This is a genomic window from Halalkalibacter okhensis (assembly GCF_000787375.1).
Classification (GTDB): domain Bacteria; phylum Bacillota; class Bacilli; order Bacillales; family Bacillaceae_D; genus Halalkalibacter; species Halalkalibacter okhensis.
Genome location: NZ_JRJU01000018.1, coordinates 50,095 through 64,804, shown reverse-complemented (window position 1 = coordinate 64,804; position 14,710 = coordinate 50,095). Strand labels below are relative to the sequence as shown.

15 protein-coding genes and 2 tRNA genes are annotated in these 14,710 nt (G+C 38.8%); all 17 read left to right on the top strand.

Features of this window, described 5'->3' with window-relative positions:
• Positions 1 to 143 precede the first annotated feature (143 nt).
• A complete protein-coding gene (lpdA, locus tag LQ50_RS13835; protein WP_034630389.1) occupies positions 144 to 1,565 on the top strand; it encodes a dihydrolipoyl dehydrogenase in 1,422 nt (473 codons plus the stop codon).
• Positions 1,566 to 1,584: 19 nt separating this feature from the next.
• Entirely contained in the window at positions 1,585 to 2,580 is a 996-nt protein-coding gene (locus LQ50_RS13830; protein WP_034630387.1) for a thiamine pyrophosphate-dependent dehydrogenase E1 component subunit alpha, read from the top strand.
• Between the two features lie 15 nt (positions 2,581 to 2,595).
• On the top strand, positions 2,596 to 3,579 hold the full coding sequence (locus LQ50_RS13825; protein WP_034630384.1) for an alpha-ketoacid dehydrogenase subunit beta: 984 nt from the start codon (positions 2,596 to 2,598) through the stop codon (positions 3,577 to 3,579).
• Positions 3,580 to 3,597: 18 nt separating this feature from the next.
• The gene (locus tag LQ50_RS13820; RefSeq protein WP_034630382.1) at positions 3,598 to 4,878 is read left to right on the top strand and encodes a dihydrolipoamide acetyltransferase family protein; all 1,281 of its coding nucleotides are present in this window, start codon (positions 3,598 to 3,600) and stop codon (positions 4,876 to 4,878) included.
• A 408-nt stretch (positions 4,879 to 5,286) separates the two neighbouring features.
• Positions 5,287 to 5,766, top strand: a complete 480-nt coding sequence (locus LQ50_RS13815; protein ID WP_034630380.1) for a hypothetical protein — start codon at positions 5,287 to 5,289, stop codon at positions 5,764 to 5,766.
• A gap of 280 nt (positions 5,767 to 6,046) precedes the next feature.
• On the top strand, positions 6,047 to 7,225 hold the full coding sequence (locus LQ50_RS13810) for a metal ABC transporter solute-binding protein, Zn/Mn family (protein WP_034630377.1): 1,179 nt from the start codon (positions 6,047 to 6,049) through the stop codon (positions 7,223 to 7,225).
• 111 nt (positions 7,226 to 7,336) lie between these two features.
• A complete protein-coding gene (locus tag LQ50_RS13805) occupies positions 7,337 to 7,765 on the top strand; it encodes a BrxA/BrxB family bacilliredoxin (protein WP_034630374.1) in 429 nt (142 codons plus the stop codon).
• A gap of 268 nt (positions 7,766 to 8,033) precedes the next feature.
• Entirely contained in the window at positions 8,034 to 8,396 is a 363-nt protein-coding gene (locus LQ50_RS13800) for a hypothetical protein (protein ID WP_034630371.1), read from the top strand.
• A gap of 79 nt (positions 8,397 to 8,475) precedes the next feature.
• Positions 8,476 to 8,550 (top strand) — tRNA-Arg (locus LQ50_RS13795).
• Positions 8,551 to 8,613: 63 nt separating this feature from the next.
• Positions 8,614 to 8,686: transfer RNA gene (locus LQ50_RS13790), tRNA-Val, on the top strand.
• A 160-nt stretch (positions 8,687 to 8,846) separates the two neighbouring features.
• Positions 8,847 to 9,317, top strand: coding sequence for an aminotransferase class I/II-fold pyridoxal phosphate-dependent enzyme (locus tag LQ50_RS13785; protein ID WP_152608217.1), 471 nt, complete (start codon positions 8,847 to 8,849; stop codon positions 9,315 to 9,317).
• A 263-nt stretch (positions 9,318 to 9,580) separates the two neighbouring features.
• Positions 9,581 to 10,222, top strand: a complete 642-nt coding sequence (locus LQ50_RS13780; RefSeq protein WP_034630368.1) for a GntR family transcriptional regulator — start codon at positions 9,581 to 9,583, stop codon at positions 10,220 to 10,222.
• A 103-nt stretch (positions 10,223 to 10,325) separates the two neighbouring features.
• The gene (locus LQ50_RS13775; RefSeq protein WP_034630365.1) at positions 10,326 to 11,366 is read left to right on the top strand and encodes a DctP family TRAP transporter solute-binding subunit; all 1,041 of its coding nucleotides are present in this window, start codon (positions 10,326 to 10,328) and stop codon (positions 11,364 to 11,366) included.
• A gap of 204 nt (positions 11,367 to 11,570) precedes the next feature.
• Positions 11,571 to 12,044 (top strand): TRAP transporter small permease, encoded by a 474-nt coding sequence (locus LQ50_RS13770; protein WP_237563714.1) that lies wholly within the window; start codon positions 11,571 to 11,573, stop codon positions 12,042 to 12,044.
• Positions 12,041 to 13,321: a TRAP transporter large permease gene (locus LQ50_RS13765; RefSeq protein WP_034630361.1), complete on the top strand. Its 1,281-nt coding sequence runs from the start codon at positions 12,041 to 12,043 to the stop codon at positions 13,319 to 13,321. Before LQ50_RS13770 ends, LQ50_RS13765 begins: the two co-directional genes overlap by 4 nt.
• 11 nt (positions 13,322 to 13,332) lie before the next feature.
• Positions 13,333 to 13,677, top strand: coding sequence for a cupin domain-containing protein (locus LQ50_RS13760; protein WP_034630358.1), 345 nt, complete (start codon positions 13,333 to 13,335; stop codon positions 13,675 to 13,677).
• A gap of 75 nt (positions 13,678 to 13,752) precedes the next feature.
• Positions 13,753 to 14,706: a D-2-hydroxyacid dehydrogenase gene (locus LQ50_RS13755; protein WP_034630355.1), complete on the top strand. Its 954-nt coding sequence runs from the start codon at positions 13,753 to 13,755 to the stop codon at positions 14,704 to 14,706.
• Positions 14,707 to 14,710 lie beyond the last annotated feature (4 nt).

The following is a 14,710-nucleotide window of genomic DNA, read 5'->3' as shown; positions in this document are numbered from 1 at the left end:
TGTTTTAAGCCTTTCGAGCGAACTTCTCGAAAGGCGCACGGCGAGAGAAGCCATCGCACAAGAGTAAGCGCAAGTAAAGGGAAGGCCGATCTTGCCTTATTATCTAAATTCGAGTAACTCATTAGAGTTAGGAGGAACGTTACATGGCTGAAGAATACGACCTTGTCATTTTAGGAGCTGGTACAGGTGGGTACGTTGCCGCCATTCGAGCGGCACAGCATGGGCTGAAAGTGGCAGTTGTTGAAAAAGAAAAGCTAGGTGGAACTTGTTTGCACAAAGGATGTATTCCGAGTAAGGCATTACTTCGAAGTGCTGAAGTATTTGCAACTGCAAAGCGTTCAGAAGAGTTTGGCGTCATCACTAACGACGTAAGCTTAGATTTTAAAAAAGTGCAAGCAAGGAAAGAAACCATTGTTGATCAGTTGCATCGCGGGGTTCAACACCTGTTAAAGAAAGGAAAAATCGATGTATACGAAGGAACAGGTCGAATTCTTGGACCATCCATCTTCTCACCAACGTCAGGCACGATCTCTGTAGAACGTTCAGATGGCGAAGAAAATACGATGCTTATTCCCCAATATGTTCTTATCGCAACGGGATCCTCACCTCGGGAATTACCGGGACTAAAAGCAGATGGCAAGTATGTACTAACTTCAGACCATGCTCTTTCCCTTGAGGTTCTACCGAAATCAATGATTATTGTAGGCGGAGGGGTTATCGGAATTGAGTGGGCATCCATGCTGAATGATTTTGGGGTGGATGTCACAGTCATTGAGTATAGCAAACAGATTCTTCCTACAGAAGATGAGGCGATTGCTAAAGAGGCTGCAAGGATCTTAAAGAAAAAGGGCGTTACCATTATAACAGACGCTAAAGTCCTTCCAGAAACATTGAAAAAGGATGAGGGAGTAACTGTTCATGCAGAGAGTAAGGGACAACAGAAAGCCTATCATGCTGAACAATTGCTCGTTTCTGTTGGCCGAGTAGCCAATGTGGCAGATATAGGACTTGAAAACACCGACATTCAAGTGGAAAATGGTGTGATCGCTGTGAACGAATTTAATCAAACAAAAGAATCGCATATGTATGCAATTGGAGATGTTATTGGAGGTTTACAGCTGGCCCATGTTGCGTCCCATGAAGGCATTGTTGCAGTGGATCATATTGCTGGGAAGAAGCCCGATCCAATAAATTATGACACAGTAGCCAAATGCATTTATAGCAACCCTGAAATGGCGAGTGTAGGATTAACCGAAAAACAAGCCTTAGATCAAGGCTATCGTATAAAAGTCGGAACATTTCCGTTTAAAGCAATAGGAAAAGCGTTAGTATATGGAGAAACAGATGGTTTTGTGAAAGTGGTAGCAAATGAAGACAATCAGGATGTTCTTGGGGTTCATATGATTGGTCCTCATGTGACCGATTTGATTTCTGAGGCAGCTTTAGCAAAAGTATTGGATGCTGCTCACTTTGAAGTTGCAGAGATGATTCATCCACATCCGACTTTATCTGAAGTAATAGGTGAAGCGGCTCTGGCTGTAGATGGTCTTGCTATTCATTCATAATACTGAGGGAGGAAGAAAGATGACTGAAAATCGACATCATGCATTAGGTCTATCTGACGAAACGGTGCTTGAAATGTATAAAACGATGCTGCTTGCCCGGAAGATCGATGAGCGTATGTGGCTCTTAAACCGCGCAGGGAAGATCCCCTTTGTTATTTCGTGCCAAGGGCAAGAGGCAGCTCAAGTAGGAGCAGCATTTGCATTAGATAAAGAGAAGGATTATATTTTGCCTTATTATCGTGACATGGGAGTGGTTCTCACGTTTGGAATGACTGCTCGCGATCTAATGTTATCTGGTTTTGCAAAAGCTGAGGACCCTAACTCGGGTGGAAGACAAATGCCAGGGCATTTTGGACAAAAGAAAAACCGTATTGTAACGGGATCATCGCCTGTAACCACTCAAGTTCCGCATGCTGTTGGAATTGCATTAGGCGGCAGGATGGAAGGGAAGGATTTTGTCACTTTCACAACCTTTGGAGAAGGATCATCAAACCAAGGTGATTTCCATGAAGGGGCGAATTTTGCTGGGGTTCACAAATTACCTGTTATTTTTATGTGTGAAAATAATAAATACGCCATTTCTGTGCCAATTGAGAAACAATTGGCTTGCGAAAAAGTCTCAGATCGGGCGATTGGGTATGGCATGCCTGGGGTAACAATTGATGGGAACGATCCTCTAGCCGTATATGAAGCAGTAAAAGCAGCGGCAGATCGTGCCAGAAAAGGTGAAGGGCCGTCTCTAATTGAGACAGTATCATACCGCTTAACTCCTCACTCAAGTGATGACGATGATCGTGCTTATCGCTCGCGTGAGGAAGTAGAAGAGGCAAAGAAATTAGATGCGATTTTTACATTTGCTGACTATTTAAAGAATGTAGGGATCTTAACAGACGAAGTAGTGGCATCCATTGAAAAAGAGCTGGCGGGGATTGTTAATGAAGCAACAGAATATGCAGAGCAAGCACCGTATGCAGATCCAGAAAGTGCTATGCTGTACACGTATGCAGAAGAATAGAAAGGGGGAAGAAAAATGGCTGTTATTTCATATATAGAAGCAGTAACGCAGGCAATGAGAGAAGAGATGGAACGAGATGAAAAAGTATTTGTGCTAGGTGAAGACGTCGGGGCAAGGGGCGGTGTTTTCCGAGCGACAAATGGCTTGTATGAGCAATTTGGAGAACAACGGGTCATTGATACACCACTTGCTGAATCCGCTATTGCTGGTGTTGGGATCGGAGCAGCGATGTATGGGATGAAGCCCATCGCTGAGATGCAATTTGCTGATTTTATTATGCCAGCGGTGAACCAAATTATTTCAGAAGCGGCCAAGATTCGCTATCGCTCAAACAATGACTGGAGTTGTCCAATAACGATTCGTGCTCCATATGGTGGTGGAGTCCATGGGGCTCTCTATCATTCTCAATCGGTTGAAGCTATCTTTGCGAGTGTCCCGGGGTTAAAGATAGTTATGCCTTCTACCCCTTATGATGTAAAAGGGTTGCTAAAAGCAGCTATTCGCGATCCAGATCCAGTTCTATTCTTTGAGCATAAGCGAGCATATCGATTAATAAAAGGCGAGGTACCTGATGGGGATTATACCTTACCTATTGGCAAAGCGGATGTGAAGCGTGAAGGCGATGATATAACGGTTATTACGTATGGACTTTCCGTTCATTTTGCTTTGCAAGCAGCTGATCGTCTTGAAAAAGAAGGAATCACGGCGCATATTCTAGACTTACGCACGGTTTATCCGTTAGATAAGGAAGCGATTATTGAGGCAGCGAAAAAAACGGGCAAAGTGTTACTCGTAACTGAGGATAATAAAGAAGGCAGTATTATGGGGGAAGTGGCGGCAATCATCGCTGAGCACTGTTTATTTGATCTAGATGCTCCTATTAAACGTTTGGCTGGTCCAGATGTGCCAGCAATGCCTTATGCCCCAACGATGGAAAAATATTTCATGATTAACCCAGAGAAGGTTGAAAAAGCGATGCGAGAGCTTGCTGAATTTTAATCGCTAGGAGGGAATCGAATGGCGACAGAAATGAAAATGCCCCAATTAGGGGAAAGTGTCACGGAAGGCACGATAAGCAAATGGTTTGTAGAACCAGGTCAATATGTGAATAAATACGACCCAATTGCAGAAGTCATGACAGATAAAGTGAATGCTGAAGTTCCTTCTTCGTTTTCAGGTACGATTAAGGAGATTCGCGTACAAGAAGATGAAACGGTTGAAGTAGGGGTCGTAATTTGTACAATAGAAGTTGAAGGGGAAGCTAGTAACAGTAGTGAGACAGTATCGACGAAGCAAGAAAATCATGTCACTAACCGAACTAGTGACGATCAGTCCGATCAGTCACAAAAACGCCGTTATTCCCCAGCAGTTCTACGTATGTCTCAAGAGCACAATATTGACCTTGAGCAAGTAACTGGTTCTGGTAAGGGTGGAAGAATCACACGCAAAGACCTTCAACGGATTATTGATAAAGGAGGAGTACAAAAGGCTGCTCCTGCAGTAGAAGTACCTGCTACGCAAGTTACACCACCGGAAAGTAAGAAAGCTTCAATGTCACAAGAGCCAAATGTTATCGAAACTATGCAAGGCGATGTCGAAATTCCTGTTTCTGGAGTAAGAAAAGCGATTGCTGCCAATATGGTAAAAAGCAAACATGAAGCGCCGCATGCGTGGATGACGGTCGAAGTAGATGTAACGAATCTAGTACAGTATCGAAACCAAGTCAAAAATAGCTTTAAAGAAAAAGAAGGATTTAATTTAACTTTCTTGCCTTTCTTTATAAAAGCGACGGTAGAAGCGTTAAAAGAATTCCCGCAGTTAAACGCTATGTGGGCAGGAGATAAAATTATCCAAAAGAAAGATATTAATATCTCGCTGGCAGTTGCAACAGACGATGCATTATTTGTCCCTGTTATTAAACATGCAGATGAGAAAACGATTAAAGGACTTGGCCGCGAAGTACAAGAATTAGCTAGCAAAGTACGTACAGGAAAGCTAAGTGGAGCTGATATGCAAGGTGGGACATTTACAGTAAATAACACCGGCTCGTTTGGCTCTATTCTCTCGACGCCGATCATTAACCATCCTCAAGCAGCAATTCTTTCAATAGAATCAATTGTGAAGCGACCTGTTGTCATAGAAAGCGACGCAGGAGATATGATTGCCATCCGCAGTATGGTCAACCTTTGCCTATCCCTAGACCACCGTGTGCTAGATGGTCTAGTATGTGGACGCTTCTTAGCAAGGGTAAAAGAAAAATTAGAAAACATGACAGCCGAAACAACAACGATTTATTAAAGAGCAAGCTCAAAAAGGCGATCTTCCTTTTTGAGCTTGCTCGAAGCGATGAGCGGAGCGCCGTAATGTCTTAAGCCTTTAGGAGTGGTCTTCTCCTAAAGGCGCACGGCGAGAGAAGCCATCGCCACAGGTTCGCACGAATAAAGAGAAGAAACGGTTCCCTGCTTTAGCCGTACAAGAAGCAAAGCAGAGCACCGTAATGTCTTAAGCCTTTAGGAGCGTTCTTCTCCTAAAGGCGCACGGCGAGAGAAGCCATCGCCAGATGTTCGCACGGGTTGATTTTGTACATAAACTTTATATTTCAACAAAGCTGATAAAAATTTTTCTTATCAGCTTATTTTTCGTTTTACATGAAATTGGTGATCCTGGTTATTCTATAAGTAACAGAAAGGAAAGGGTGACCAATTCATGAAACGTTTTCACCAGTTGTTTCTTCTTGCACAAATTATTTTGTTAGCATCTTTTGTTGTTACATCGTTGGCACCTGTTCAGGCAGAAGTACCAAATGAAGATCCGGAGCAGGAATGCTGTGGACATGAACAACAAGAGATTGATAAGGACCTAAAAGTTCACTTAGACTTTTATTATGAATTGCTTGCTGAAAAATTCGCACCAAGCGAAATAGAAAGATGGAAGGAAATCCGCTCAGAGCGTGATTTACTTCAGAAGAAATTAAAGGAAGCGAAGCAAAAAGGTGAGCTTGAAAATGGAGAAGCCATTGATAAGGAATGGATTGAAAAACATAAAGAAATAACTATTGCTTTTAATTCTGCTGTTGAAAAGCGAGATGAAGGTGAGCTAAGTACTGTGATTCCGCAGCTTTTTGAACATTATAAAAAACTAAATGATGTGTATAAAAAGCGTCTAGACGTTGTCAACGCAACGTAACGGTAATAAGTATTAATAAAGAAGGATTAACGCGCAAGAAGAAGGTAAACGACAAAGCTATTGAAAAAAATTCAATTATTTTAATCCTTAAAGAAGTAGCATTGACCTACATGCCTGTTATGAGAATCCGTTCATAGCAGGCTTTTTAAGATAATTTATCTCTGTTAGTCTCTTTTGGAAGCTTATTTTTTTAGTTTGGTAATTTTTATTTACAAATCGTAAAGGTTACGATATAATTTGTAATTGTGATTAAACGTAATCATTACGAAAGGGGATTATTATGAAGAAACTATCAAGCTTATTTGCTACGGTGCTTATTGCTTCTTCATTTCTAGCAGCATGTGGCGGCGGAAACGAACAAGCAGAAGAGCAACCAACAACTGAAGAACCCATTGAAGAAATAGAAACATTGGAATTATTTACTACTATTTTTCCACTTGAAGATTTTGCTACTAAAATTGGAGGAGAATTTGTCAATGTTACAAATATCGTCCCTGTAGGTGCAGACGCCCATACATTTGAACCAACAGCTCGTGAAATGATTACTGTAGCTGAAGGGGATGCATTTATTTACAATGGTGCAGGTCTTGAAGGGTTTGTCGATGCATTAATTGAAACGCTTGAAGGTGAAGGTGTTTCAATTGTTAAAGCTTCAGAAGGAATAGATTTCATCGACTATGATCACGCACATGATGACCATGCACATGAAGAAGACGAAGAACACGATCACGCACATGATGATCATGCACATGAAGAAGACGAAGAACATGATCACGCACATGATGATCATGCGCATGAAGAAGACGAAGAACACGACCACGCACACGATGATCATGCACATGAGGAAGACGAAGAGCACGATCACGCACATGATGACCATGCACATGAAGAAGAGGAAGAGCATGATCACGCGCACGATGATCACCACCACGATCATGATGAGGATCCGCATGTATGGTTAGATCCAATCTTGTCTATTACACTTGCTGAAAACATTAAGAATACACTTGTTGAATTAATGCCTGAACAGGAAGAAGTGTTCACAGCAAACTTTGAAGAAGTAAAGTCTGAGTTAGAAGAAATAGATGCAGAATTTCAATCAATGATTGAAGCTGCAAATAAAGATACATTCCTAGTTTCACACGCTGGATATGGATACTGGGAAGAGCGTTATGGTGTACAGCAAATTGGTATTGCAGGTATTTCACCAACGAATGAACCATCGCAACGTCAATTGCAGGATATAATTGAATTAGCAAATGAATACGGATTACAGTATGTGTTATTTGAGCAAAACATTCCAACAAAAGTAGCCGAAGTCGTTAAGGATGAAGTAGGGGCAGAGGCTCTATATCTTCATAATTTAGAAGCGCTTGTTGAAGAAGACGTACAAAATGATGAAGACTATTTCAGTCTAATGAGAAGAAATATCGAAGTGTTAGAAACAGCACTTCAGTAAAGAATAGAGAAAGGTCAGGAATGATCTTTCTCTTTTTAATGCAAAAGAATTGGTTTTATTAATTGATCGGGTTACAATAAAAGTAACATATGATTATGAGGTGATGAGTCTATGCAATTTAATTTTTATATGAACGACGTAGTTAAAGTAGCTCGCCAAGAAATGGTGGAAGCTGGTTATGAACAATTACAAACACCTGAAGAGGTTGATGAAGTCCTAAAGAAAGAAGGAACAACTTTAGTCATGATTAATTCTGTTTGTGGCTGTGCCGGTGGGATTGCTCGTCCAGCTGCAGCATACATGAAAAATTACGAAACAAAGCCAGATCGCTTTGTTACTGTATTTGCTGGGCAAGACAAAGAAGCGACTGCAAGAGCAAGAGAGTTTTTCACTGGCTATGCTCCATCTTCACCTTCATTTGCTTTATTAAAAGACGGTGAAATTAAAACAATGGTCGAACGCTTTGAAATTGAAGGACATGAACCAATTCAAGTCGTTCAAAAGCTTGAAAAAGCATTCGACGATTATTGTAAAGATTAAATATCACTTGGCTGGGAAAGAGCTTACAGGAGACTCCTTTAAGCTCTTTTCTATTTGTACGATTTTATAAGAAACGAAAAAAAATTTATGTTATAATGACTTAGAGTGTTCAAAAAGATGGCAATGGCTCACACGCTACACGACTCTAGGAGAAACCCACTCTTAGAGTCGTGTAGCAGTTCCGCTCATTGCAGTATGTTTAAAAAGGGGAAACTCACTCCTTTTTGAACAGAATCCCATAAGAAGTTAAATAAGGAGAGTGCAATACATGCAAGCTTTGTATGATCAAATTCAAGTGTACTTAAATATGGACGAAGAGATTTCTTTTAAAGAGTTCAGCGGGTTTTACCGAAAAGTTCTAGCTGAATTAGGAGAAGTTCACGAGACATTAGATGAAGAAATGGTTTGGAAAAGCTTATTCATCGTTGAGAACGTCATGTCTAACGCAGAAGGCCGTGCTAAGCAAGGTAAAGGGTCTGAATCAAAAAAATATGCGAAAATGGCTCAACGTTTAGAATTATGGGCGAAAAACCTTGCTGCACGTTTAGGTGAGGCAGGCTATACAGAAGAAGACATTAGCGAGCGTTTCAACAAAATGCTTGAAGAAGGAACACCTACTGAAGCAAAATAAAAGCAATCTCTCAAGAGGGATTATGTCTTGACAAAATGTCCCTCTTGAGTTATATTAGAATACGTCGCTTATGATATGTGCGCCTATGGTGAAAGGGATATCATTCAAGATTCCGGTTCTTGCGTTGTAGGTTCGAGTCCTACTAGGCGCGCCAAATTTATATTGACAACACCTTAGTAATTCAGTATATTAATAGATGTCGATACAATATTATCTTGATCCGTTAGCTCAGCTGGGAGAGCGCCACCTTGACAGGGTGGAGGTCACTGGTTCGAACCCAGTACGGGTCATTGTGTTTAAGCCCTTGTGTATCAAGGGTTTTTCTTTTTGTCTATTTTTCTTTCTCTATATCTTCTTCGTTTAAACGGCAAATGAACGGCAAAACCTCAAAATTAAACCTTACATAACCATTTTTAGACTGACCCATCATTCGAATTACCTTACTCTAAAATAGTAGCACCAGGACTTCGGATTGGGTGGGTAGCGGAGGCACCAGAATTTATTACTACTTTGGCATGGTTTAAAAAGGATTTAGACCATCCATTTGCTCAAGCAACAATGGCAACTTATCTTGAAAGTATTAATTTTGAAAAACGACTAAAAACGTTAAGAGGTACTTACCAAACCAAATTTTGGGCATTGCTTTCTGCTTTGGACCAATACTTACCCAAATCAGCTTCCTGGTATATACCAGACGGCGGGTACTTTGTATGGGTCCGCATTGCTGGTATCGATACATCGCAATTATTAATTCAGGCACTCTCAGAAGGGGTCTCATTTGTCCCGGGGAAATATTTTTTCTTGGATCAACAAATAGGATCGGAGTGTCTTAGACTTTCCTTTAGTTATGCTGACCAAGATGAGATAGTTAAAGGAATCCAAAAATTAAGTACTATTGTCAAAAGGAACCTTTCGTTATAATTAATCAAAGTATTTAACCTTTACTGGGTTTGGATGGAAGCCATGATAGAAAACAGTATTTTAATAAATAAAAGCATTCGTTCCAATAGTGAACGAATGCTTTTATTTTCTATCGGATGTTATTAACTTATTAACAAGACTTTTAACCGTTGTTAGATAACATGACAAATTATTTGAAAATTTATACTTTTTCTAATTGACCATCAATAGTTCACTAATGTATTCTGTATACAGGATACAAAATACAATAAAAGGTGAGGGAAATGAAAAAACTTAAACCATCAGAAACACTTGCTGAACAAGCATATAAAGTCATTAAGCAAGCAATTATTGAGAATGATTTCCAACCTTTAGAAATATTAGCGGAAGAGCACCTTGCTAGTAAATTAGGTATTAGTAGAACACCGATTAAAGCTGCATTAAATCAATTGGCTTTTGAAGGTTTAGTTGAAATGAAGCCAGGTCGAAAAGCAAAAGTAAGTATGATTTCAATGCAAGATGTAAGTGAATTTCAAATTATTCGTGAATCTTTAGAGACATTAGCTGTTCGGTTAGCAACAGGGCATATCGATGAAAAAAAGATTTGCCATTTGCAAGATATTTGTGACCAACAAAAAGAGGCAATAAAAGAGTCCGATTATAGCAAGTTTCTGGAGTTAGATAATGAATTTCACTTTACTATCGCTGAGTTTTCAAAGAATGTACAACTGAAAGAATACATTGAAAATCTTATATATCAAGTACAGAGATTTTTAATTTTATCAAATACACTCCAAGAAAGTGCTACTGGGGCAGTTGAAGAACACTTAAGAATTGTTAAAGCTCTATCAACAAAAATCACCTTTGATGCAGAAGAGCAAATGAAGCTACACGTGCAAAATGTAACTAAACGCATTTTGACTTAGCATATAAATAACACAAGGGGGCAACGGAAAGAAGACTATAGTTCTTATATAGCATTGAGGTAATTTAGTAATTCTATAAAGGATGTAAAAGGGAGGAAAAAAGATGAAAAGAATCACTTTTGGTATTGTAAGCACATTACTATTGCTAATAGCTCTTATTGGATGTTCAAGCGAAACTACAGAGGAAGCTACGGCGAATTCAAGTAGTCAAGACAGTCCTGAGCAAGAGTCTATCAGTTTACAATTAGGACATGCTTTATCGGAGGGTACCCCTGCCGCTGATTTAATCCTTGAGATGGCTGGGACAGTTCATGACAAAACAGATGGACGTATAAACTTTGACATCTTTCCTAATAGTCAATTGGGTTCTGAAACAGAAATGTTAGAACAAGTACGGTTAGGTACTATGGAATCTGCAGCTATTATGGTGGGATCTATGCAAGCTTTAGACATGCGTATGGCTATTGAGGATTTACCATATATGTGGAAAGACGTTGAACACGCTCGTGCGGCGTATGAAGGAGAATTTGGTGAGTACTTAGCAAATGTCATGGATGAACAAGGGATGACTAAGGTTTCTTATTTAGAGTGGGGATTTAGACATGTTACAAATAATAAAAAGCCAATTGTTACTCCAGAAGATATGGAAGGCATGAGTATTCGAGTTGCGGAAACAAGTTTACGCGTTGATGCGTTTGAGCAATTAGGAGCCATGCCGACTGTTATGGCGTTTAGTGAGGTTTATGGTGCTTTACAACAGGGTGCTCTAGATGCTCAGGAAAACCCTCTTGCTAATATTGTTGCCCCTAAATTTGACGAAGTACAAGATTATTTATCACTAACAGGACATTTTTATAATACCGTTATGATGGTTATAGATAACGATACGTGGGAGAAAATTTCACCTGAGGATCAGCAAGTTATCCTTGATGAAGGAGACAGAATTTCTAAAGAACTTCAGTTAATTAATAACGACAGTGAAGATGATTATCTTGAGGAGTTGGCTAAAAGAGGGATGATCATTAATGATGACGTAGATACAGAAGCCTTCCGTGAAAAAATGATGCCTGTATATGATAAGTGGGAAAAAGAAACTTTTGGGGAAGAGCTAATGAACATTTATAGAGCTGCCTCTGGTTGGTAAAATTTTTCCTCCCTGTTTATATTATGTTACTAAAACAGGGAGGAACAAAATTGTCTTAATGATAAATTGTTGAATTTCTTTTATTCTAATAGATTGTTAAACTGTTTAAGGCTTTTGGTAGTGCTACTTTTTTATATTCTAAAAACTCTTGGGTTTGCAGGAGTCAACTACAGGAATTGATTCAAATTAAAGGAGAATTTTATGTTGACGAAATTTACGGAAAAGATAGTTAAATTATTAGCCATACTTTGCATAATAGCAATTACAGGATTAACTATTATTGTTTTTATTCAAGTGTTTTCAAGATTTATCAGAGTATCTTTACCTGGAACGGAAGAGTTAGCACGACTTTTAGTTGTTTGGTTAACTTTTTTAGGAGCAAGCTTGGCGCTACACGAGAAGATGCATTTGTCAGTTAATTACTTCGTAAATTTAGTCAATAAAAATCTTCGTAGTAAGATTGGCTTAATTATTCATGGGATTATGATCGTATTTTTTTGTGTACTCATGGTGTATGGCTTCAAACTATCAATCTTATCAATGGGAACGACATCTTCAACATTAAAGTTGCCAATGGGATTATTCTATTGTGTGATACCAATTAGTTCCATATTTTCTATTTATTTTTTATTGGTCAATATGTTGGATTTCTCTAAAAAAGGAGAGACGACAATATGATTTTAATTATTCTAATTTCTTTCTTTGTTCTTCTCTTCCTTGGCATGCCTATTGCCTTTACGATGGGGACTGTTACGATCGGAGTGATGTTTCTACAAGGAATTTCATTTGAGATAATGGTGCAGAGAATGTTTGCTGGGGTAAATTCCTTTTCTCTATTAGCGTTACCACTTTTCATATTAGCAGGAAATATTATGGGAAAAGGTGGATTAACGAAAAGATTAATGCGCTTAGCAAATGCAATTGTAGGTAAGCTGTCAGGTGGTTTAGCTATGACGGGGGTAGTTACTAGTACATTATTTGGTGCTGTGTCTGGTTCAACAGTTGCAACAACTTTTGCTGTAGGTTCAGTACTAGTCCCTAGGATGAAAGAACAGAAGTATAGCAATGCCTTTATTGCTAGTATTATTGGCCCTGCTGGTGTTCTAGGATTAATTATACCTCCCAGTATAACCATGGTTGTCCTTGGGATATCAACAAATATTTCAATTGGAAAACTATTTATCGCAGGCCTTCTACCAGGGATCCTACTAACAATATTTATTTGTATTTATGCAGGATACATGTCTAAGAGGAAAGGTTATGGAGTTGTTGAGCAAACAAAAAGTAGTGGTATAGAATTTTTGCGAATATGTAAAGAGGCCTTTTTACCGTTAATGACTCCCGTTTTTATACTAGGTGGTATTTTTAGTGGGCTAGTGACAGCAACAGAAGCTGCAGTCATAGCAGTATTATACGGATTTATACTGGCTATGTTTTATCGTGAGTTAACCTTTAATAAATTCAAGGAAATAATGATCAATTCTGCAATCACTTCTGCTTCAATACTAGTCATTATTTCAGTTGCAAGTTCATTTAGTTATGTCCTAACTGTTAATAAAATTCCTGATATGATCTCTAATTTCTTTTTACAGTATGCAAGTACGCCTATTCAGTTTTTATTAATGGTTTCGTTGATTTTATTTATTTTAGGAACTCTAACAGAAGTGACGTCTTTAATAATTTTACTTAGCCCAATTTTTATGCCAATAGCTATGCAGTATGGAATAGATCCTATCCATTTTGGAATGGTTTTAATATTGAACTTTGCCTTAGCCAATATTACGCCGCCAGTTGGATTATCCTTAATTGCAGGGTGTAGTATAACTGATAAAAATATGGGAATAGAAAATACACTTCCATATATATTACACATAATTGGTATTGTAGCTCTTATAGTTCTAATCGTTATTTTTGTTCCAAGCATATCTACAATTCTTCCGCAAATTTTTGGATAGAGGGTGAATTAATGGTCAGAAACTCAATAGAAAAAGTACTAATTAATAATCCTCATGGTGGTGTGGGATCCATAGAAATTGAAAAAGTATTAACTATGGATGATAAGTTTGGGGATCTTTCCCTATTCGCAAAAGTAATCATTAAACCACAAACCTCTATAGGCTTTCATCAACATGTTGGAGAAGCAGAGGCTTATTATGTACTGAAAGGTGAAGGATATTTTATTAATAATCAAAAAGAGCGAGTTCGAATTAATCCTGGAACTATCTGTGTAATTGAGGTTGGACAAAGCCATGGATTAGAAAATCCAAATGACAACGAGATGGAAATTATAGCAATAGTTCGTCAAGGGTAATACATAGTTCCATTAGGTGAGGAGCGACCTTTGTGAATTTCCATTCGCATTAAAACTTTTTGGGGGGAGAGGCATTTGATAGTTAGTACAACAGATGAACTTACCGAAGAACATCTTCAAGAGTTTTATAAAAAAAACGGGGAACAAATAGTTAGTTATTTCAATATAGAAGAAATAGACACAGAGGTCTCAAAAAAGGTAGAGATATTAATTACATTTGGAAACGACTTAACAGCTGAAAACTTGGACCGGTTCCCCCGACTCAGGTGGATACAGCTATTAAGTGTAGGGTTAGAGGACTTGCCCTTTGAAGCCATCAAACAGCGGCAAATCTTTGTTACATATGTTCGAGGAATTCATGCCATCCCAATGACTGAATTCGTTATTGGAGGGATGTTACACTTTGCAAAACATTTTCATCGGTATATCGAGCTCCAAAAACAACAAGTTTGGGATCGTGATAATCTTGTTGGTGAACTTAACGAAGGTCAGTTGCTCATTTATGGTACTGGGGCCATTGGGTCAGAGCTTGCTAGAAAAGCAAAGTTATTTAATATGACCGTTCATGGCGTCAATTCGTTAGGTAAACAGGTAGCTCCATTCGACGAGGTATTCACCATGGAGCAGTCCTTTAATAGGATAGGAGATTATGACTATGTTGCGATTATCCTGCCATTGACACCAACGACAAAGGGAATCTTTTCGGAAGATGTCCTTATTCAATTAAACAAAGATGCTGTACTAATTAATGTCGGTCGTGGTGGATTAATGGATGAGGATGCTCTTTACAATATACTTAATGAGAAAAAGATAAAAGGAGCCATTCTTGATGTATTTATCGAAGAACCCCTTCCAAAGGGACATCCGTTTTGGGAACTAGAGAATGTGGTTGTCACACCACATATGTCAGCCAAATCAGGTCGCTATATAGATCGTTGTATGGAAATTTTTAATCAAAATTACACGGAATTTATGACACAAGAACGTTTTAATATGATCAATGTCGTCAATTTGGATCGTTATTATTAAAAGG

Excerpts from the sequence above, each read along its gene's own strand:
- LQ50_RS13800 (WP_034630371.1), top strand. The coding sequence starts at position 8,034 with ATGCAAGCTTTGTATGATCAAATTCAAGTGTACTTAAATATGGACGAA.
- LQ50_RS13765 (WP_034630361.1), top strand. The coding sequence starts at position 12,041 with ATGATTTTAATTATTCTAATTTCTTTCTTTGTTCTTCTCTTCCTTGGC.
- LQ50_RS13825 (WP_034630384.1), top strand. The coding sequence starts at position 2,596 with ATGGCTGTTATTTCATATATAGAAGCAGTAACGCAGGCAATGAGAGAA.
- LQ50_RS13830 (WP_034630387.1), top strand. The coding sequence starts at position 1,585 with ATGACTGAAAATCGACATCATGCATTAGGTCTATCTGACGAAACGGTG.
- LQ50_RS13780 (WP_034630368.1), top strand. The coding sequence starts at position 9,581 with ATGAAAAAACTTAAACCATCAGAAACACTTGCTGAACAAGCATATAAA.
- LQ50_RS13775 (WP_034630365.1), top strand. The coding sequence starts at position 10,326 with ATGAAAAGAATCACTTTTGGTATTGTAAGCACATTACTATTGCTAATA.
- LQ50_RS13810 (WP_034630377.1), top strand. The coding sequence starts at position 6,047 with ATGAAGAAACTATCAAGCTTATTTGCTACGGTGCTTATTGCTTCTTCA.
- LQ50_RS13815 (WP_034630380.1), top strand. The coding sequence starts at position 5,287 with ATGAAACGTTTTCACCAGTTGTTTCTTCTTGCACAAATTATTTTGTTA.
- LQ50_RS13805 (WP_034630374.1), top strand. The coding sequence starts at position 7,337 with ATGCAATTTAATTTTTATATGAACGACGTAGTTAAAGTAGCTCGCCAA.
- lpdA (WP_034630389.1), top strand. The coding sequence starts at position 144 with ATGGCTGAAGAATACGACCTTGTCATTTTAGGAGCTGGTACAGGTGGG.
- LQ50_RS13760 (WP_034630358.1), top strand. The coding sequence starts at position 13,333 with ATGGTCAGAAACTCAATAGAAAAAGTACTAATTAATAATCCTCATGGT.
- LQ50_RS13820 (WP_034630382.1), top strand. The coding sequence starts at position 3,598 with ATGGCGACAGAAATGAAAATGCCCCAATTAGGGGAAAGTGTCACGGAA.